This is a genomic window from Streptomyces sp. NPDC057249 (assembly GCF_042669245.1).
In the GTDB taxonomy this organism is placed as follows: Bacteria; Actinomycetota; Actinomycetes; order Streptomycetales; family Streptomycetaceae; genus Streptomyces.
Genome location: NZ_JBHUXS010000008.1, coordinates 300,396 through 317,955, shown reverse-complemented (window position 1 = coordinate 317,955; position 17,560 = coordinate 300,396). Strand labels below are relative to the sequence as shown.

At 71.7% G+C, this 17,560-nt stretch carries 16 protein-coding genes and 1 pseudogene; 6 read left to right on the top strand and 11 right to left on the bottom strand.

Translation table 11 applies throughout. The features are described 5' to 3' along the window. Positions 1–85 precede the first annotated feature (85 nt). Positions 86–781, top strand: coding sequence for an orotidine-5'-phosphate decarboxylase (pyrF, locus tag ACFUJY_RS17830; protein ID WP_383300110.1), 696 nt, complete (start codon positions 86–88; stop codon positions 779–781). Between the two features lie 360 nt (positions 782–1,141). Here the strand turns inward: pyrF and ACFUJY_RS17825 are convergent, their stop codons facing one another. Further along, entirely contained in the window at positions 1,142–2,104 is a 963-nt protein-coding gene (locus tag ACFUJY_RS17825; RefSeq protein WP_383300108.1) for a GlxA family transcriptional regulator, read from the bottom strand. Between the two features lie 147 nt (positions 2,105–2,251). On the opposite strand from ACFUJY_RS17825, the gene ACFUJY_RS17820 reads away from it, so the two are divergent. Together ACFUJY_RS17820 and ACFUJY_RS17815 are read left to right on the top strand one after the other, a co-directional pair. Further along, entirely contained in the window at positions 2,252–3,148 is an 897-nt protein-coding gene (locus ACFUJY_RS17820; protein ID WP_383300106.1) for an NAD-dependent epimerase/dehydratase family protein, read from the top strand. 436 nt (positions 3,149–3,584) lie between these two features. Continuing rightward, on the top strand, positions 3,585–4,526 hold the full coding sequence (locus ACFUJY_RS17815; protein WP_383300105.1) for a hypothetical protein: 942 nt from the start codon (positions 3,585–3,587) through the stop codon (positions 4,524–4,526). 239 nt (positions 4,527–4,765) lie between these two features. Here ACFUJY_RS17815 and ACFUJY_RS17810 read toward each other — a convergent pair whose 3' ends face one another. After that, positions 4,766–5,848: an alpha/beta fold hydrolase gene (locus ACFUJY_RS17810; protein WP_383300102.1), complete on the bottom strand. Its 1,083-nt coding sequence runs from the start codon at positions 5,846–5,848 to the stop codon at positions 4,766–4,768. 109 nt (positions 5,849–5,957) lie between these two features. On the opposite strand from ACFUJY_RS17810, the gene ACFUJY_RS17805 reads away from it, so the two are divergent. After that, entirely contained in the window at positions 5,958–6,692 is a 735-nt protein-coding gene (locus ACFUJY_RS17805) for a TetR/AcrR family transcriptional regulator (RefSeq protein ID WP_383300100.1), read from the top strand. 115 nt (positions 6,693–6,807) lie between these two features. On the opposite strand, the gene ACFUJY_RS17800 is transcribed toward ACFUJY_RS17805, so the two are convergent. After that, on the bottom strand, positions 6,808–7,167 hold the full coding sequence (locus ACFUJY_RS17800) for a DUF6223 family protein (protein WP_383300098.1): 360 nt from the start codon (positions 7,165–7,167) through the stop codon (positions 6,808–6,810). 209 nt (positions 7,168–7,376) lie between these two features. On the opposite strand from ACFUJY_RS17800, the gene ACFUJY_RS17795 reads away from it, so the two are divergent. Continuing rightward, positions 7,377–8,507 carry a histidine kinase gene (locus tag ACFUJY_RS17795; protein WP_383300095.1) on the top strand — a complete coding sequence of 377 codons (1,131 nt, stop codon included), beginning with the start codon at positions 7,377–7,379 and terminating at the stop codon, positions 8,505–8,507. After that, positions 8,504–9,167, top strand: a pseudogene (locus ACFUJY_RS17790) (response regulator). The gene ACFUJY_RS17795 and the pseudogene ACFUJY_RS17790 overlap by 4 nt, the downstream one beginning before the upstream one ends. Positions 9,168–9,249: 82 nt before the next feature. On the opposite strand, the gene ACFUJY_RS17785 reads toward ACFUJY_RS17790, so the two are convergent. Genes ACFUJY_RS17785 through ACFUJY_RS17750 form a run of 8 tightly spaced genes read right to left on the bottom strand, consistent with a single transcriptional unit; the run spans position 9,250 to position 17,535 of the window. Beyond that, positions 9,250–10,671, bottom strand: coding sequence for an NADH-quinone oxidoreductase subunit N (locus ACFUJY_RS17785; RefSeq protein WP_383300093.1), 1,422 nt, complete (start codon positions 10,669–10,671; stop codon positions 9,250–9,252). Continuing rightward, positions 10,668–12,176 (bottom strand): NuoM family protein, encoded by a 1,509-nt coding sequence (locus ACFUJY_RS17780; RefSeq protein ID WP_383300090.1) that lies wholly within the window; start codon positions 12,174–12,176, stop codon positions 10,668–10,670. Before ACFUJY_RS17780 ends, ACFUJY_RS17785 begins: the two co-directional genes overlap by 4 nt. 5 nt (positions 12,177–12,181) lie before the next feature. Beyond that, positions 12,182–14,041: an NADH-quinone oxidoreductase subunit L gene (locus ACFUJY_RS17775; RefSeq protein ID WP_383300087.1), complete on the bottom strand. Its 1,860-nt coding sequence runs from the start codon at positions 14,039–14,041 to the stop codon at positions 12,182–12,184. Continuing rightward, the gene (locus tag ACFUJY_RS17770; RefSeq protein WP_383300085.1) at positions 14,038–14,343 is read right to left on the bottom strand and encodes an NADH-quinone oxidoreductase subunit NuoK; all 306 of its coding nucleotides are present in this window, start codon (positions 14,341–14,343) and stop codon (positions 14,038–14,040) included. Before ACFUJY_RS17770 ends, ACFUJY_RS17775 begins: the two co-directional genes overlap by 4 nt. Continuing rightward, entirely contained in the window at positions 14,340–14,903 is a 564-nt protein-coding gene (locus ACFUJY_RS17765) for an NADH-quinone oxidoreductase subunit J (protein WP_383300083.1), read from the bottom strand. Before ACFUJY_RS17765 ends, ACFUJY_RS17770 begins: the two co-directional genes overlap by 4 nt. Positions 14,904–14,922: 19 nt before the next feature. Then, entirely contained in the window at positions 14,923–15,867 is a 945-nt protein-coding gene (locus tag ACFUJY_RS17760; RefSeq protein ID WP_383300080.1) for a complex I subunit 1 family protein, read from the bottom strand. Then, positions 15,860–17,194, bottom strand: a complete 1,335-nt coding sequence (locus ACFUJY_RS17755; RefSeq protein WP_383300079.1) for a hypothetical protein — start codon at positions 17,192–17,194, stop codon at positions 15,860–15,862. The genes ACFUJY_RS17760 and ACFUJY_RS17755 overlap by 8 nt, the downstream gene beginning before the upstream one ends. Continuing rightward, the gene (locus ACFUJY_RS17750; protein ID WP_383300076.1) at positions 17,185–17,535 is read right to left on the bottom strand and encodes an NADH-quinone oxidoreductase subunit A; all 351 of its coding nucleotides are present in this window, start codon (positions 17,533–17,535) and stop codon (positions 17,185–17,187) included. Before ACFUJY_RS17750 ends, ACFUJY_RS17755 begins: the two co-directional genes overlap by 10 nt. Between the last annotated feature and the right edge of the window lie 25 nt (positions 17,536–17,560).

Below are 17,560 nucleotides of genomic sequence, written 5' to 3'. Positions count from 1 at the left end.
GCCCCCAGGTACGGGACGGAGCCTTCGCGCCGGGCGGCGAGGACCCGGCCCCGGCATGGCGGAGGAGTGACGGCAGAATGGGCCTATGGATCCGACCAGCCAGATCATCGTCGCCCTGGATTGCGACAGCCGTGCAGCCGCGGATGCCCTCGTCGAGCAGCTGGGTGACGAGTGCCGCGTCTACAAGGTCGGGTTGGAGCTGCTCACCGCAGCGGGGCCGGATGTCATCAAGGATCTCGTCGCCCGGGGCAAAGAGGTCTTCCTGGACCTCAAGCTCTTCGAGATCCCGCATTCGGTCGCTGGGGCGGTGCGCGCCGCGGGGGCGCTGGGCGTTTCCATGATCACCGTGCACGGGATGGGCGGCAGCGGCATCATGTCGGCGGCAGTCGAGGCCGCCCGCGAGTTCCCCGGAATGCGCGTCCTTACCTTGACCGTGGTCACCAGCATGTCCGACGCGGATCTCACCGACATCGGCGTCGGCGACACGGTGGACGAACAGGTGCTCCGACTGGCCCGGTTGGCGCAGAAGGCCGGCTGCCACGGCGTGATCGCCTCGCCGCAGGACGTCGCGGTCCTGCGGCGCGCCCTTGGCCCCGATGCCTTGATCATCACTCCGGGCGTCACGCTGTCCGGGGAATCACCGGCCGATCACGCCCGTCCCGGGACACCGCATGCGGCGATCACCGCGGGAGCCTCGCGTGTGGTCGTCGGCCGGACCGTTACACGAGCGGCGAACCCGGTGACCGCATTCCGCGTCGTCCGGGCCAGTCTGACTCCGTAGCAGACGTGCCCTGTCAGGCCGTCCGCCCCAGCGGATGCCCTTCTCGCGACGGGGCCGCGCGCGTTCGCGTGGTTGGGCGGCCAGGTCGAAGCTGTCGCCGCGTTCGACGGTCCCGTCGGCACCGCCGGGCCCGGTCTGCGGAGGCCGCGCCCCGAACAGCAGCCGTGGCTGGTCCTGGTGCAACGACCGCACCGTGCACGCCACCCGGCCTCAGACCTCCGCACCCCGGAGAACGTCATGACGGTCCTCGTCCAGGCCCGGTTTACGGTGCACGCAACGTTCGGGGGGTGGTCTCCCGCGGCGTACGGTCGCATGAGCAACCACCTGTGAAACGGCACGTCCGGGGCGAGTGGCGCGCTCCTATCGACCAGTTTTCACGCGCGGGCGGTGGCTGAAGGCGCCGCGGTAGGCAGCCGGGGTCATGCCGATCTGGCGGCTCAGGTGCTGACGGAGCGATTCGCCGGAGCCGAGACCGCTGCGGCCGGCCACGTGGTCGACGGTGAGGTCGGTGGTCTCCAGCAGTTCGCGGGCCCGCAACAGTCGCTGCTGGAGCAGCCATTGGAAGGGGGACATGCCCGTCTCGGCAGTGAAGCGGCGTGTCAGGGTCCTCACGCTGACCTTGGCCTGACCGGCCAGATCGTGCAGAGAAATCGGCTGGTCCAGGTGCTGCAGCGCCCAGATGCGGGCGGCGTCCAATGAGGAGTCGGTCTCGGCCGGTAGCGGGGTCTGGACGAATTGCGCCTGCCCGCCGTGGCGCACCGGGGTGACGACGGCGGCGCGGGCCGCCGTGTTCGCCACAGCCGCGCCGTAGTCGCAGCCGATCAGGTGCAGGCACAGGTCGATCCCGGCGGCCGAGCCCGCGCCGGTGATGATCGGCCCGTCCTCGGCGAACAGCCGGTCGGCGTCCACGCGCACCGCGGGGAAGGAGCGCCGCAGTTCCTCGGCCAGCGCCCAGTGCGTGGTGGCCACACGGCCGTCGAGGAGTCCGGCTTGGGCGAGGACGAAGGCGCCGCTGCAGATCGAGGCGACGCGCTTGCCCGCGGCGGCGGCCTCCCGCAAGACGTCCAACGCGGCCGGCTCGGCGTCATGGCGGCTGGCAGTCGAGGGCACGATCACCGTGTCCGCTGCCGCGACCGCCTGAAGGCCGTGCCGAATCACGACCTCGATCCCGCCGGAGGCCGCGACCGTGCCGGGCGCGGTGGTGCACACCGTCACCTCATAGCCGGGGCGTCCCTTGACCTCGGCGGCGCCGAGCAGGGTCGACGGCATGGACAGGTCGAAGGGCTTGACCGCAGGGACGGCCAGGACAGCGACACGGTGCATGGCTAGATCCTTGGACCTCGTGGCTTTCAGGCCCCTGACCCTACCGCGCGTCCGCACGGCACAGTTGGGCGAGCGGTCGGGCCCCCGCGAACCGCGTCTCCCCCATCGGGGAAGCGTTCCGTCCTGAGAGATACCGGAGACCACGTCATGGCTGAAGCAGTCGTCATCGGGGCAGGCGCGACCGGGGTCGCGACCGCCAGGCAACTGGCCGACAGCGGCAAGCAGGTCCGCCTCATCACCCGAAGCGGCAGCGGACCCGACCACCCCCGCATCGAGCGCATCCCCCTGGATGCCGGCCGCACCGAGGAACTGACCGACGCTCTGGCCGGAGCGGCCACGGTCTTCAACGCCGCCATGACCGCCTACACCACCTGGCCGGAAACCATGCCGCCGTTGTTCGCCTCGATCCTCACCGCGACCGAGCGGGCCGGAGCCGATTACGTGATGCTCGGCAACCACTACGGCTATCAGCGGACCACCGGGCCGGTCACCGAGCGCACTCCGATGGCCCCGCAGACCCGGAAGGGCCGGGTGAGGGCCGAACTGTGGCTGCGGGCCAAGGACGCCCACGACGAAGGGCGGTTGCGGGTCACCGAGGTGCGGGCCGGCCAGTACCTGGGCCCGGGCGCGACATCGGCGTTCAATCTGCTGGTCGCGCCCCGGGTCCGCGACGGCGAACTGGCTCTCGTCCACGGCAACCCCGACGCGGCGCACTCCTACTCGTACACCGAGGACGTCGCAGCGGCGTTGGTGTCGGTCAGCGCCGACGAGCGGGCGTGGGGGCGGGCGTGGCACGCTCCGGTCATCACCACGACCCTGCGCCGGGCCGCGACCGACCTCGCCGAACTCCTGGGGGCGCCCGAACCGCGGCTGGAGCCGCTCACCGAACGGGATATGGCGCTGCTGTCCTTCACCGACCCGATCTGGCGGGAGTTCGCCGAGATGAGCTACATGTCCGAGCGCCCATTCGTCGTGGACGACAGCGATATCCGCGACACCTTCGGGCTCAAGCCCTCAACGCTCCGCGAGGCGCTGTCGGCCTGATGCGGTGGTGGGCCGGCCGGGGCTCCCTGCCGGCCCACGGGTCGCGGTCGGCCGGGGAGACAGGGGCTACCGCAGGCGTCCCGCCGCCGGCCCGGCCCCACCGCTGACGCGCGGGTGGGCCTGGGCGCGATCAGCGTCCGTCACCGCTGTGAACTGGACCTATGCCGTATTCGTTTCCCTGGCCAATGAATAATGGAGCGCCCGAAGCCTTACGGGGTTCGGGTCACCCGACGGAACGTCCTGCGACGCGTCGTTCCTCCGGGAAGCACCGGATCATCGTTCGCAAAGGGAATCCATGCGCCTGTCCAGCTACGTCAGAAGTGCCTCCATAGTCGCGGCATCGATCCCACTCCTCGCCGGCTGCGCCGAAGGCCACGGGGCGGTCGGGTCCGTCGAGCGCGTTGCGGAGAGGCCCTCCTCCTGGAGGGACCTGCCGGTGCGGACCGGCGCACGCGACGTCGTTCACACGGACACCGACGACCGGTCGTACAAGGTCAGGATCACGGTCAAGAGCCTGGTCCGGGGGTCGGAGGAGGACATGCGGGGCGCACGCGTGGACAAGGCCCTGAAGGGCATGGTCCCCCACTACCTCACCTTCGAGGTCACCAACACCGGCCTCGAGAAGCTCCCCGCCGCCTACATGGTGTACAGCAAACTCTCCCTGAACGGCACCGACTGGACGCACGGGGAGAAGATCTACCTGAGCGGCGGCCGACCGGGCGGGGTCGACCTGCCCTGCGCGGACACCGCGCCCAAGACGCTGGCCCCCGGCGACTCGTACGAGACCTGCGTGGCCTATGCGCTGGGCAAGGGTGTGGACGTGCTCTCGTTGACGCACAGCGCGGACGGTTACCTCGACGAGGGCGGCGCGGTCGCCACCTGGCCCGTCGAGGGAGGCCTCAAGACGGCATCCGCCGGACTGGCTGAGCCGGGCGACAAAGTGCGCGTCCGGTGGAACGACATCGAGAACGGTGTGCTCGAACTGCCCGCCACGCTGGTTTCCGTACGCCGGGGCCGCCCTTCCGATCTGACGAGCCTCGACCTCGACCTCAACGAGAACGAGCGGCGCGGCACGCCGTACTACGTTTCGGTCACCTACACCAACCCCGGCCCGGAAGACCTCTACGCCGACCAGGCCGGCCAGGTGCGGCTGCTCACCGAGGGCGGCCGGCAGATACGGGGGAAGACCCCGTTCGTCCACGACGCAGACGAGATCCCCGGCTGCCCGACCGACTGGGCCACGCAGTTGGTCCCGCCGGGCGACAGCGTGACGGAGTGCAGCGTTCACCTGGTGACCGGCGACGACAAACCGTTCGCGGTGGGTTTCTCCGAGGCGGACCGGCCGGGGCTCGTTGCCTGGCGCGCCCCCGTCCACTGAAGCGACGACTCCGGCGGAAGGGCGCTACGTGCCCGCTGCCACCCAGGCCTCCGGCGACCGCCTCTCGAACTCACGAGCCGTCTGCCGACGCACCTTGACCGGGTCGGCCGGGCCACTGTTGCGGCTCGGCCGCGGCAGGGGCCCGGTGACTGGATTCACGGTGACACCCATGGTGCTCCTCCCCCGGGGTCCACAGCCATATCGGTCATGCTCTCACCCAGGACCGCGATCGCCGTGCGTCACAAGGAGGCAGACTCGTCGGCGGTCACGGCCGGCCGTACATGGGCCAGCAGCAGTTCGAGGAACCGCTCCGGCCGGCGGAACGCCGCGAAGTGGCTGCAGTCCTCGATCAGCGCGAATGCCTTGACCGGGGCCCGGACGTCGTCGAAGAAGCGGCGGGCCAGGTCGGGCGGCGTCAGGACATCCTTCTCGCCTTGGAAGAGGAAGAACGGAATCTCGAAGTCGGTACCGTCCGCCCAGTCGTCGAACGCGGACGTGCCTGCGGTGACCTGCTCCGAGAGGCTCATGCCCCGCACGAAGTGCCTCAGTTCGCGCAGCGAGTGCAGCGGCGACAGCCACAGGGAGCCCATCACGACCTTCTTCATCGTGGCCAGGGTCAGCGGGTCGCTGGTGGCCAGCAGCTTGGCGTGCATCGCGCGCTCGCGGTCGGTCCAGCGGTGCTTGTCGTCGTCCAGCCTCTCGACCGCCGTGAGTTCCTTGCGCTTTCCGCTCGCCCGGAGCCGGGTGAGGAGTGCCTGGTGTACGGAATCGTCACGACCGCAGTCGTGGATGTTCTGGTCGGTGCCGACGTACGCGGAGTAGCGCTCCGGGAACTCGCGGGCGAGCCGCAGGCCGAAGGCGCTGCCGTAGGAGTGACCGAGCAGGACGATCTTGTCGACGCCGAGGCGGGAGCGGATGTGGTCGGTGACCTCGGCCGCGTCCGCGTAGATCCGCTCGAAGCTCATCTCGCCCTGTCGGCCGGCTCCGCGACGGCCGAGGGTCTTGAGGGTCCCGCGCATGTCCCAGCGGACGATCGTGAAGTACTTCTCCCAGGACCTGGTGCGCGGCCCGAAGATCGCGGTCGAGGCACCGGGGCCGCCGTGCAGTTCCAGGACGACGGGGTTGGTCAGGTCCTCGCCACGGACCGCGATCCATTGGTCGATGCCGCCGATACGGACGAAGCCCTGCTCATCGACGCCGTTCGTGCTGTCGATCTTCATGAGGGAGGCGCTTCGGAACCGCTTCAGGGCGCGGTGGCCGAGGAGTCCGGCCGTCGGGACGGCCAGGAGCGAGACGGCGGAGGTGGCGATGGCGGCGAGCATGACGACTCCCTGATGCGCGAACCAAGAACTGTGTATGCAATAAGCAGTTAGATATACGCTATAAACAGTGAGCGCAGATCGTCAACAGGAGGCGGCGAGGGAGTTCGGAATGAGCGAGAAGGAATCCCGGAAACCGACGGGGAAGCAGGGCGGCGCCAAGGCGAGCTTCGCCCTGCTGTGGGACGCGCAGGGGCAGCCGAGCCGAGGCCCGAAGCCCTCTCTGTCCGCCGGCAGGATCGCCGAGACGGCCATCCGAATCGCTGACCACGAAAGTCTGGATGCGGTGTCACTGGCGCGGGTCGCCAAGAGTCTCGACGTCACGACGATGGCGCTCTACCGGTATGTCCCCGGCAAGGCCGAACTCGTCGACCTGATGGTCGACCTGGCGATCGGCCGCCCGGTCCCCGTCGCCGGCATCCCCGGCGGCTGGCGCCCGCAGCTGACCGAGTGGGCCCACCAGTGCTCGGCCGTGTACCGCCGCCACCCGTGGATTCTCACGGCCACCGGCATGCGCCGCCAGATCATGGGCCCCAACCAACTGGGCTGGATGGAGACCGCCCTGGCCGCGCTCGCCGGAACCGGGCTGTCAGCCCCCCAGCGGCACGACACCTTCCTGCTGCTCGTGGGCCACATCCGCAACATCACCCAGCAGACCGCCGAACATCACGAGGCGGGGAACGAGGAGTGGGCCCATCTGACGACCGAGGTGCTGGAGCGCCACGCGGACCGCTTTCCCGCCCTCGCGTCAGCTGTCGAGGAGGGCGCCTTCACGCCGCAGGGCGGCGACCCACTGGACTTCGGCCTGGAGCGCATCCTGGACGGCGTGGCGGTCCTGCTCACCTGACGCCCGGCCCTCACGTGCGCACCGGCCGGTCTCCCCCTGCTCGGGCTGGGTTCCGGTTCCCCAGCAGCCGGGTCTCGATGCCCCCGGCCGCACGCACGTCCTGACGGGGCGGCGGTCAGGCGATCCGGGCCGCGCGGCGGCAGCGGGTCAGAGCCCGGCGGCCCAGGAGCACGGCGCCCAGCCCCAGCGGGACGGCCACGACGGCGCCGACGAGTCCGTTGCCGGTGCCGGGGCCACCGCTGGTGGTGGCCAGGTGCAGCACCGCGAGGACCGTGCCGGCCGTTCCCACCACGATGGCCGCCAACCCGCCGGCGCGCGCCTTGCCGGTGCTGATCCGGCGGCCGGCACGGGCCAGGGCCAGCCGGCCGATGGCCAGCCCGAACGCCCCTACTGCGAGGGCCAGGTTGGCGCCGGTCCGCCCGTCGCCGATGATCCCGCCCTCAGCGGCCGCCATCAGTGCTGCTGAAGCACTCATACCGCTCGCCTCCTTCTCCGTCACTGCTTCCGAGGTTCGATGTGCCCTGAGAGCATGCGCGTCGGCCCGCCTGCCGGTCGTCCAGCAGCTGCGGACACTTCCCGCTACCGCCGCTGCGGCAGACGGCGCGCGGGTACCGCAGACGCGGTACCCGCTCACTCGTCCACGAGCCGGATTCGCCCACGGGCGCGTCCGGTTACGGTGCACCCATGAACAAAGGGCGGTTCGCTGTGCCGGCCGGGGTCGGCGACTGGGCGACCGCCGTGGGGGTGGCGGCGCTGCTGCTGGCCACGGGGCGGTCCGGGCCACACCCGAACGGGGGCCGCGAGCTGCTGGGTTACGCGCTGCTGGCGGCCGGCGGGCTGACGCTGGCCGCGCGCCGCCGGGTACCGCTCGTCGTCCTTGCCCTCACCGGGCTGTGCGCGGTCGGTTACCTGGGGGCCGGGTTCGAGGCCCTCGCCGTCTCCTACCTCATCGCGGTCTACAGCGCGGTACGCGCCGGGCACCGCGCCGCCGCACTGGCTGTCTCGGTGGGCCTGCTGGCCGTGCTCCATCTCACGGCCCTGATCCTTCATGACGGGGCTCCGCGCGAGGTCGTGGCGCAGGCCCGGAACACCCTTGAACTGGCCTGGCTGGTCGCTGCGTTCGCCGCCGGGGAGGCGGTGCGACAGGCCGAACGGCGGGCGGACGAGGCGGAGCGCACGCGCGAGGAGACCGCGCTCCGCCGGGCCGACGAGGAGCGGGTACGCATCGCGCGGGAACTGCACGACTCGCTCACCCACCAGATCTCGGTCATCAAGGTGCAGTCCGAGGTCGCCGTCCACGTGGCCCGGCGCCGAGGCGAGCAGGTGCCGGCGGCCCTGCTCGCGATCCAGGAAGCCGGCCGGGAGGCGAGCCGGGAGCTGCGGGCGACCCTTGAGGCGCTGCGCGACGACGACGTCACCCCGCCGCACGGGCTCGACCACATCCCCGGCCTGGTGACCCGGTTCCGCGTCACGGGTCTGGAGACGACGCTCACGGTCGAAGGACATCCGCACACCGTGCCGGCCGCGGTGAGCCGCACCGCCTACCGGATCGTCCAGGAGTCGCTCACCAACGTCGGCAGGCACGCCGCCGCCACCACTGCCTCCGTCCTCATCGGCTACCGGCCCGACGCCCTGGCCATCCGCGTCGACGACAACGGAAGGACCGCCTCCTCGCACGGCGAACCGACGCCCGGCCTCGGGCTGCTCGGCATGCGTGAACGCGTCACGGCCCTGGGCGGACGACTGCGCACGGAACCGCGCAGCGGGGGCGGCTTCACCGTCGAAGCCGAACTCCCCACGAACGGAGCCTTGTGATACGGGTCCTGCTGGTCGATGACCAGCCGCTCATCCGCAGTGGCTTCCGCGCGCTGCTCGACCTCGAGGACGACATCGAGGTGGTGGCGGAGGCTGCCGACGGGCAGCAATGCCTGGCACTTCTCGGGGAGCAACGGCCCGACGTCGCCCTCATCGACATCCGGATGCCCGTCATGGACGGCATCGAGGCGACCCGGCGCATCGCCGCGGACCCGGCCCTGGCCGGCGTACACGTCGTCATTCTGACCAACTACGGCATGGACGAGTACGTCTTCGAGGCGCTGCGCGCGGGCGCCGCCGGATTCCTGGTCAAGGACATCCTTCCGGAGGACTTCCTCCACGCCGTACGCGTCGCCGCCCGCGGTGATGCCCTGCTCGCACCCGCCGTCACCCGGAAACTCATCGACCGGTACGTCGCTCAGCGTCCGCCCGCCCGCATCGGCAGCGCGCTGGCGGAACTGACCGGCCGCGAACGTGAGACGGTCGCCTTGGCCGCACACGGTCTGTCCAACGACGAGATCGCGGGGCCGCCTGGTCATCAGCCCGGCGACCGCCAAGACCCACATCAATCGGGCCATGGCCAAGCTCCACGCCCGGGACCGTGCTCAACTCGTGGTCCTCGCCTACGAATCCGGCCTGGTGATTCCGCGTAGGAGCTGATCCCGCATTCCGTGCAGCAGGACCGAGCGGACCAGTCCGCGCGGCCCGCTACCGGGCGCGGGCCACCGGTCGCGACGGCTGGTCAGCGGGTCAAGGGGCCGGACAGCGCGTCCAAGAAGGTGCCGCCCAGCAGGCCGAGCAGGACGGAACCGGTGGCTGCTCCGTAGGCGGTCGCGGCGGCGATGCCTGATGTCGGGTGGAGGACGCCGGCCGGGCGGGGTGCCAGGAACGCCGGGGCGATCCAGCGCAGGTAGTAGAAGAGGGACGCCACCGTGTTGACCGCCGCGACGACGGCCAGCCATGCGTAGCCTCCGTCGATGGCCGCGCTGAACGCTTCCAGTTTTCCGAGGAAGACGGCGGTGGGGGGCGTACCCACGAGGCCCAGCAGGCAGACGACGAGGGAGGCCAGCAGGGCCGGGTGCGCCCGGGCCGCGCCCCGGTAGTCGTCGATGGTGTGGGCTCGGCCGAGTGCGCAGACGACGGCGAAGGCCCCGAGATTGGTCAGCGCGTACCCGGCCAGGTAGGAAAGCAGCGCCTGCTGGGCGAGGCCGGTGCGGCCGGCGACGGCCACCGGGAGCAGGAGGTATCCGACCTGACTGATGGTGGAGTAGGCGAGGAGCCGTTTGACGTTCTGCTGGAAGAAGGCCGCCAGGTTGCCCAGAGTCATGGAGGCCACCGAGAGCACCGCCACCAGGTCGGCCCATGGCAGGGCGGCGTCCGCGAGGGGGCCGGCGGCGAGCCGGTAGAACGCCGCCAGGGCGCCGGTCTTCGGGATCGTGGTGAGGAACGCGGCGACCGGAGCCGAGCTGCCCTGGATCGTGTCCGGTACCCAGAAGTGGCCGGGCACGCCGCCGGCTTTGAAGAGGACACCGGCGAGCAGGGCGAGCGTGCCGGCCGCCACCAGTCCGGACGGCGCCTGGGCCAGTTCGGTGCGCAGCACGGCGTACGACGTGGTCCGCCCGGCGGCCAGCAGGATGGTGACGCCGGTGAGCATGACTACGCCGAGGAGTGCGCCCACCACGTAGAACTTCAGGGCGGCTTCCGTGCCCGGGCCGTCCTTGCGGAAGCCGGCGAGCGCATAGGCGGGTACGGAGGCCAGCAGGTAACCGGAGGCGAGCAGGAGCAGGTCCTGGGCCCCTGCGAGGACCAGGGCGCCGGTGGTGGCGAGTTGCAGCAGGACGTAGAACTCGCTTTCGCGCGGGTCGCCGTGCAGCCGTGGCAGGGCGAGCGCGAGAACCAGCAGGGTGGCGCCGAGGATGACGATCCTGCTGGTGGCCGTGAGCGTGTCGAGGGCGAAGGACGGGCCGAAGGCGGTCTGCGCGGGGCCGCCGGCGGCGAGTGCCGCGGCCACGATCCCTCCGGCGCAGGCCGTACCCGCCAGGGCTCCGGTCAGCCACTGGCGGCGGCGCGGCAGCCACGCGCCGAGCAGCAGACCGAGTACGGCGGAGGCGGCGAGAAGGACCTCGGGCAGGAGGTCTTGGGGGTTCTCGTTCATCCCGGTCATCTCGCGAGCAGCTCCAGCACGGTGCGCGAGGCGGGCTCGATGACGTCCAGGACGAACCGGGGGGCAAGGCCGAGAACGATGCCCAGGACGAGCAGCGGGGCGATCGCGAGCCCCTCGTGGACGCGGATGTCGGGGAACGGCCGGTCGGTGCCCGGTGCGGCGAGCGGGAGCCGCAGCGGCCCGAGGAAGATCTGGTGCAGGGCGCGCAGGAACAGGCCGGCGGTGAGCAGGAGGCCGAGCACCGCCAGTCCGGTGGCCACCGGCTGCGGGCCGAGGCTGCCGGTGAGGACCTGGAATTCGGCGATGAAGCCGGAGAAGCCGGGCAGCCCGAGGGAGGCGAAGGCGGCGACACCGGTCAGCGCGGCGAAGACCGGTGCCCGGCCGGCGACTCCGGAGTAGGCGGACATCTCATACGTACGGCCACGCTCGTACAGCACACCGGACAGCAGGAACAGCGCGCCGGTCAGCAGCGCGTGGCTGACCATCTGGAAGACCGATCCGGTGACGGCGAGGCGGCGGGCCTCGTCCTGGCCGGTGCCGACGGCGCCGGCCGCGCCGATGGCCAGGACGACGTAGCCCATGTGGTTGACGGAGGTGTAGGCCACCATCCGCTTGAAGTCGCTCTGGGCCAGGGCGACCAGCGCGCCGTACAGCACGGAGACCACCCCGATGGTGACGAGGACGGGGGCGTACGCGCGCCAGGCGCCCGGCAGGACGGGCATGGCGATGCGCAGGAAGCCGTACGTACCCATCTTCAGCAGCACCCCGGCGAGGATCGCCGAACCGGCGGCCGGGGCATCGGTGTGCGCGGGCGGCAGCCAGGTGTGGAAGGGCACCGTGGGGGTCTTGACCGCCAGTCCCACGCCGATGGCGAGGAGGACGAGGGCGCCGTACGTGGCACGGCCGGCCAGCGGGTCCGCTGTGGTCAGTTCCACGATGTCGAAGGTGTGGGGGGCGGCTGCCAGGTAGAGGCCGATGAAGCCGAGCAGCAGGGCGAGGGAGCCGGTGAAGGTGTAGAGGAAGAACTTCAGGGCGGCGCGTGCGGCGTCCTTGTGCCCCCATCCGGCGATGACGAAGTACATCGCGACGATGGACAGGTCGAAGAAGACGAAGAACAGGATCAGGTCGAGCGCGACGAACAGACCCAGGCAGGTGGTTTGCAGGAAGAGGAACAGGGCGGCGAACTCCCGCACCCGCCGGGTCGAGCGCCAGGCGTACACGGCGCAGGCCGGGAACAGCACGCAGGTGACGGCCACCAGTGGCAGGGACAGGCCGTCGACCCCGACGTGGTAGCTGATGCCGGCGCTGGGAATCCAGCGGGCCCGCGTCTCGTACTGCATGCCCGCTCCGGGCTCGTAGCCCGTCCAGAGGACCACCGTCAGAGCCAGTTCGGCGGCGGTGGTGGCTGCCCAGGCCGTGAGAAAGAGGCTCCGGGGCGCGCTGCGCGGCACGCACAGCAGGAGGGCCGCCACGACGGTCGGGATCAGGACGATGGCCGTGAGCACGGCGGTCACCTCACGAGGACGAGGACGACGGCGAGGACGGTGAAGGCGGCGACCGCCTGGGCGAGGTACTGGTGCAGCTGCCCGGTCTGCGGTCGGCGTGCCCAGCGGCCGAGCGCCCTCGCGCCTTCGGCCACGCTCCCGACGGCACCGTCGACGAGCCGTTCCACGTGCGCGTCGGTCCACCTGGCCAGCCGGACGGAGCCGTGGGCGGTCGCGTCGACGGCACGGTCGAGCACTCGGTCGTCGAAGACGGCGAGTGCGTGGGCCAGGCGCAGCAGGGGTGCGACGAGGAGCCCGCGCACGGCGGATTCCAGGCCGAGCCACTGCGACACGGCGAGGGTGATCCGGCCTGGCAGGGCGACGGGCCGGGGGCCTCGCATCCAGACCCCGATGGAGACGGCGACCGCCAGTACGCCGGTCAGGGCGAACTCCTGGACATGCGGGCTCGGTTGCGCCTCGCCACCGAGCGCCCGCCCCACCGCGTCCCGTACGGGCGGGAAGGAGGTGACGGTCAGGGCGGCGCAGGCGGCAGCCAGGGTCAGGAGCGGCAGCCGGGACGCGTACGGATGGGGCTGCGGCGCGCAGGCGTCCGGTACGGGCGTGGGCCCGGGCCGCCAGACGAACCAGAGGGCCTTGACGCTGTAGACGGCGGAGACCGCGGCGCCCGCCAGCCCGACGGCATACAGAGCCGTACTGTTCTCGAGGACACCGGCGAGGATGACGTCTTTGGCCGGCCACAGGGCCAGGGGCGGGACGCCGGCCAGCGCCAGGGCGGCGACGCCGAAAGTGATACCGGCGGTTCGGCAACGCCGGGCCGCGCCACGCAGGGCGGGCAGCTCCTTCGTGCCCAGGGCCGTCAGCCAGGCGCCCGCGACGAGGAAGGCCAGGCTCTTCGCGGCGGCATGGGCGATGAGTTGCAGGGTGCCGCCGGTCACCGCACCGACGCCGGCAGCCAGCACCATGAAGCCGATCTGCGCGCAGGTCGAGGCGGCGAGGAGTTGCTTGAGGTCGCTCTGGGCCACGGCGACCAGGCCGAGCACCAGCGCCGTCACGGCGCCCGTCCACGCCACCACGTGCCCGCCCCAGCCGGACCGCGCGAGGAGCGGCTCCAGCCTCAGGAGCAGGTACGCCCCGGACGCGACCATGGTCGCCGAGTGCAGCAGGGCGGAGACGGGGCTGGGTCCCTGCATGGCGCGGGACAGCCAGAAACTGAACGGCAGCTGGGCGGACTTGCCGAACGCGGCCGTGATGACACCCGCGGTGATGAGGTCGGACCACGCGCCGGTCGTGGCCGCCAGGCCGTCGAGGGCGAGGGAGCCGGCCTGTCCGCTCGCCAGCGCCGCCCCGGCGGCGAGGTAGAGGCCGAGGTCGGCGGCGCGGGTGGTGAGGAAGGCGGTGCCGGCGGCGTCGGCGCGCTCGCGGTCTCGCCACCAGTAGCCGACCAGCGCCCAGGAGGTGGCGCCCATCACCTCCCACGCCATCAGCAGGACCGGCAGCGTGGTCGCGGTCACCGTCGCCAGCATCGCGCCGGCGAACACCAGCATCAGCCCGAAGAAGCGGGCGCGTGCCTCACCCGGACCGATGTCCGCGACACCGAACAGGAGAACGGCCGTGGTCACCGCGGTGACGGTCACGACCATGAGGCCCGACAGGCCGTCCACCGCGAGGCCGGCGGGAAGTCCTTCCAGCAGCGGCGCTTCGACGCGTGGGTGCGCGAACGCCGCCGCGACGGCGAGGCCGAGCCCGGCGACGGCCGTTCCGACCCCGACGGCGGGTGCGTACCGGTCCACCGGCCGGCCGACGACCGCGAGCAGGGTCCCCACGGTCAGCGGCAGGGCGACGAGCACCCACAGCAGCGCGCTCACTCGCTCAGCTCCGCCGCCATGTCGGTCATGTCGACGTCCCGGGCCCTGAAGAGCGCGGTGACCACAGCGAACCCGATGGCCATCTCCACCGCCATGACCGTGACCGCCAGGACCACGAGCACCTGCCCGTCGGCGACGGCGGGGGCGATGTAGTGCCAGACGGCCGCCGCGCCGACGATGACGCCGCCCAGCATCAGTTCGAACCCCATCATGAGCATCACGACCGACTGCTGGGTCAGCGCCCCGAACAGGCCGACGCTGAACAGGGCGGAGGCCAGCAGCAGGAAGAGCTCCAGACTCATCCGCCCACCCCTCCCCGGACCGGGTCGTCGGGGGTACGGGACTTCAGGTCGTCGCCGAACCGGTCGTACCGGCCCCTGCGGGTGGCCAGGACGACGGTCGCGACCATGGTCGCGAACAGCGCGAGCCCCAGGGTCATCATCGTGAGCATCTGTGGCCCCATCAGCGACATACCCAGATTCCCGGTCGGATCGGCCGGCGGCCGACCGCGCCGGGACGGCCACGGAGCGACGAGGACGCCCGCGGCCAGGGCAGCGAAGAGCGCCGCGCAGATCACGGTCGCGCCCTTCTTGTTGTGGACCATGCTCATCGGCATCAGCCCGGCCGGGTTCATCATGTACATGAGCATGAACACGGCCATGAGGGCCATCTCGATGGTCATCATCAGCACGATCACGATGCCGAGGTAGTCCAGCCCGAGCAGCAGCACCTCGCCGCCCACGCACAGCAGCGACGCCAGCAGCGCGTACGTCGCCCGGGCCATGGAGTCGAACCGGAACACCATGGCACCACCGGCCACCGCCGGCAGGGCCAGCACCCAGAAGATCACGTCGTCGAGCATCGGTCGCGCTCCTTCCCTTTCATCGGTTCAGTACGACGACGGCGACGAACAGCGCTTGCAGCAGCGTCAACGGCACCAGCACCAGCCAGGCCACTTCCATGTACCGCTCCATCCGCAGTACCGGCAGCGCCCGGCGTCCGGCCACCAGCAGCGCGAGGACGGCGGCGGTCTTGAGCAGCGTCCACGACCAGCCCGGCAGCAACGGACCGTGGCCTCCTCCGAGGAACAGCGGCACGCTGAAACCGGCCGTCACCACGAGCAGCAGCCACCGCCCGCCCAGGAGCACCAAACGGTCCACGCCCGCGAGTTCGGCCGACGCGCCACCGGCCGCTTCCCGGGACAGCGGGTGGGAGAACGGCCCCCAGAAGGACATCGCGAGCGCGCTCAGCAGGTAGACGACGAACGCGACCGGCATCCACACCACGAACCACACCCCGTCCTGAGCGGCGACGACATCCCCGACTCTCAGGGTCTCGGCTCCGAGAGCGGCGGTGGTGAGCGCGAACATGTGCGGCAGTTCGTAGGCCAGCCCCTGCGCCAAGAACCGGTAGCCGCCGATCAGCGACAGAGCCGAGTTCGACCCCCAGCCGGCCAGCCACACCCCCGCCCAGGCGAGCGCCTCCATGGCGTTGAACCAGACGACGCCGACCGACGGGTCACTCACCGCGCGGAAACCCCACGGCAGTACGCCGCCCGCGAGCACCGCCGCCACCGGGACCAGCATCACGCCCAGCCGGCCGAGCAGCCGGTCGGCGGCCGTCGTACGGCGTGGCTGCTGGACGAGCAGCCGCAGGGCTTCACGCAACGGTGCGAGCGCCCGCACCCCGGCTTCCCGGGCGCTCCCGGCCCGGCCGCGCGCGGCCTCCCCCGACAGCACCGCGGAAAACCCCGCCGTGACAACGGCCGCCGCCGACAGCGCCACCGGAAGGACGACGGCCGCCCACAAGGGCGCGGCATCAGCCATGGACCGCCCCGGACACGGGTGCGGGGGCGAGTGCGTCGACGTCCGGGTCCAGGCTGGCCAGGATGATCCGTGCGCAGGCGTACTCGGCGCCGGTCAGCAGTGCGGGAAGGACGTCGAGCAGTGCCTGCGACGGCGGCTTCGGCCCGTCCAGCCGGCCGCGCGGTCCGGTCCGGTCGACGGACGTCAACGGGCGCATGTCGTCGAGGGCGTCGAGACCGCGCTCCGTTTCCCTCAGCCAGGTCAGCAACCTGTCGTGGGCGTCGCCGTCCGCGGCCAGTGCCGGCCCGGACACCCCGGCCGCTCGTGCTTCACCGGCCGGCAGCCTCCCGAGTCCGGCGATCGACCAGCGCAGGGTCCGGGACCGCCCGATTCTGCGAACCGTTCCGCGGAGCACACCGCCCATCGCCTCACGTGATGCTCCCGACAGGACTCCGTCCCGCAGCAGCCGGCACCGCGCCGCGGCATCGTCCCAGCCGGTGACGGCAAGGAGCCGTCCCGCGCTGTCCAGGTGCGCCGCACAGCGTCGGCGCGCCGCGCTGCCCCTGGTGACGTGCTCACCCCCGGCGGCCCGCAGCCACGGCTCGTCCCAGAAGGGCGGCCCGTGGCCGGACGGTACGGGGAGGTGGTCCACCTCGACGCCCTGCACGACGTCTCCTTGCAGCGTGAGACGGAGGATCAGCCCTGTGGGCCAGTCGCTCAGCCCGGGACCGAAAGGCACGTGCAACCGGTCGAGCTTCAGCGCGTCCCGGTCATCGGCCCGACCGGCCATCGGCAGGCCGCCCACCTCGCCCATGGCGTGCCCGTGGGATTCTTCGGGCGGCGAGCCGTCGTGGTGGGGGTGATGGCCGTGGCCGGAACCGTGTGCGCCGTGCCCTTGACGCTTGCCGGGGCGCTCCGTGGGGGGATGCTGCGCGGACCCGTGCCCGGCCTGGCCGCTGCGCGGGGCATCCGGCCGGTCCGTTGCCTCGCGGTGGTGGACAGGAGGGTGTGCCGCCCCGGCCTGGCGCGCGTTCACCGCTCTGCCGGTCAGTTCCCGGCGCGCCACGTCGAGTGCGTGTGCGACCTGACCGCCGCGCTCCACCGCGATGCGCACAGCGGGTTCCGGCACCGACCGCTCGATGCCGTCCACCCATGCGGCGGCGGTGCGGTCGGGGACGCCACAGACGAGAAGCAGGTCCGCGGCCGCCGGTGCGGCCACGAGGGGCCAGCCGCGCCGGCGCAGCTCCGCCTCCGCCTCCAGCCGCAGGGCGGTCGCTCCGGGCACCGTGACCGCCAGGACCGCCGGACAGTTCATCGCCGTACGCCGCAGCAGTCCTCTCACGTCCACCGCAGCGCCCCCTCGCGCCAGGCGTAGGCCACCGCGGCGAACAGGACGCCGAGGAAGGCGAACATCTCCACGACGGCGGCGGTGCCCACCTCGGAGACGACCTTCACCCACGGGTACATGAAGAGCATCTCCATGTCGAAGGCCAGAAAGAGCATGGTCACCGGGTACCAGCGCACATGGAACCGTGACACGGCATGCTGGTCGGGCCCGAAGCCCCCGGAGAACGCACCGGTCTCCAGGGGCGTTCGCACGGCGGCCAGGTACCGGCCCAGTCCGTACAGGGCAGCCAAGCCGGCGCCGGCCACGCCGAGAAGGACCAGCAGCGACCGCCATGCGTCCATCCCGCCCAACCTCCGCTCGGGGGCG

Bases quoted from the DNA above. Each gene is read 5' to 3' on its own strand.
- pyrF (WP_383300110.1), top strand. From the start codon at position 86: ATGGATCCGACCAGCCAGATCATCGTCGCCCTGGATTGCGACAGCCGT.
- ACFUJY_RS17825 (WP_383300108.1), bottom strand. From the start codon at position 2,104: ATGCACCGTGTCGCTGTCCTGGCCGTCCCTGCGGTCAAGCCCTTCGAC.
- ACFUJY_RS17820 (WP_383300106.1), top strand. From the start codon at position 2,252: ATGGCTGAAGCAGTCGTCATCGGGGCAGGCGCGACCGGGGTCGCGACC.
- ACFUJY_RS17810 (WP_383300102.1), bottom strand. From the start codon at position 5,848: ATGCTCGCCGCCATCGCCACCTCCGCCGTCTCGCTCCTGGCCGTCCCG.
- ACFUJY_RS17805 (WP_383300100.1), top strand. From the start codon at position 5,958: ATGAGCGAGAAGGAATCCCGGAAACCGACGGGGAAGCAGGGCGGCGCC.
- ACFUJY_RS17800 (WP_383300098.1), bottom strand. From the start codon at position 7,167: ATGAGTGCTTCAGCAGCACTGATGGCGGCCGCTGAGGGCGGGATCATC.
- ACFUJY_RS17795 (WP_383300095.1), top strand. From the start codon at position 7,377: ATGAACAAAGGGCGGTTCGCTGTGCCGGCCGGGGTCGGCGACTGGGCG.
- ACFUJY_RS17785 (WP_383300093.1), bottom strand. From the start codon at position 10,671: ATGACCGGGATGAACGAGAACCCCCAAGACCTCCTGCCCGAGGTCCTT.
- ACFUJY_RS17770 (WP_383300085.1), bottom strand. From the start codon at position 14,343: ATGAGTCTGGAGCTCTTCCTGCTGCTGGCCTCCGCCCTGTTCAGCGTC.
- ACFUJY_RS17765 (WP_383300083.1), bottom strand. From the start codon at position 14,903: ATGCTCGACGACGTGATCTTCTGGGTGCTGGCCCTGCCGGCGGTGGCC.
- ACFUJY_RS17760 (WP_383300080.1), bottom strand. From the start codon at position 15,867: ATGGCTGATGCCGCGCCCTTGTGGGCGGCCGTCGTCCTTCCGGTGGCG.
- ACFUJY_RS17750 (WP_383300076.1), bottom strand. From the start codon at position 17,535: ATGGACGCATGGCGGTCGCTGCTGGTCCTTCTCGGCGTGGCCGGCGCC.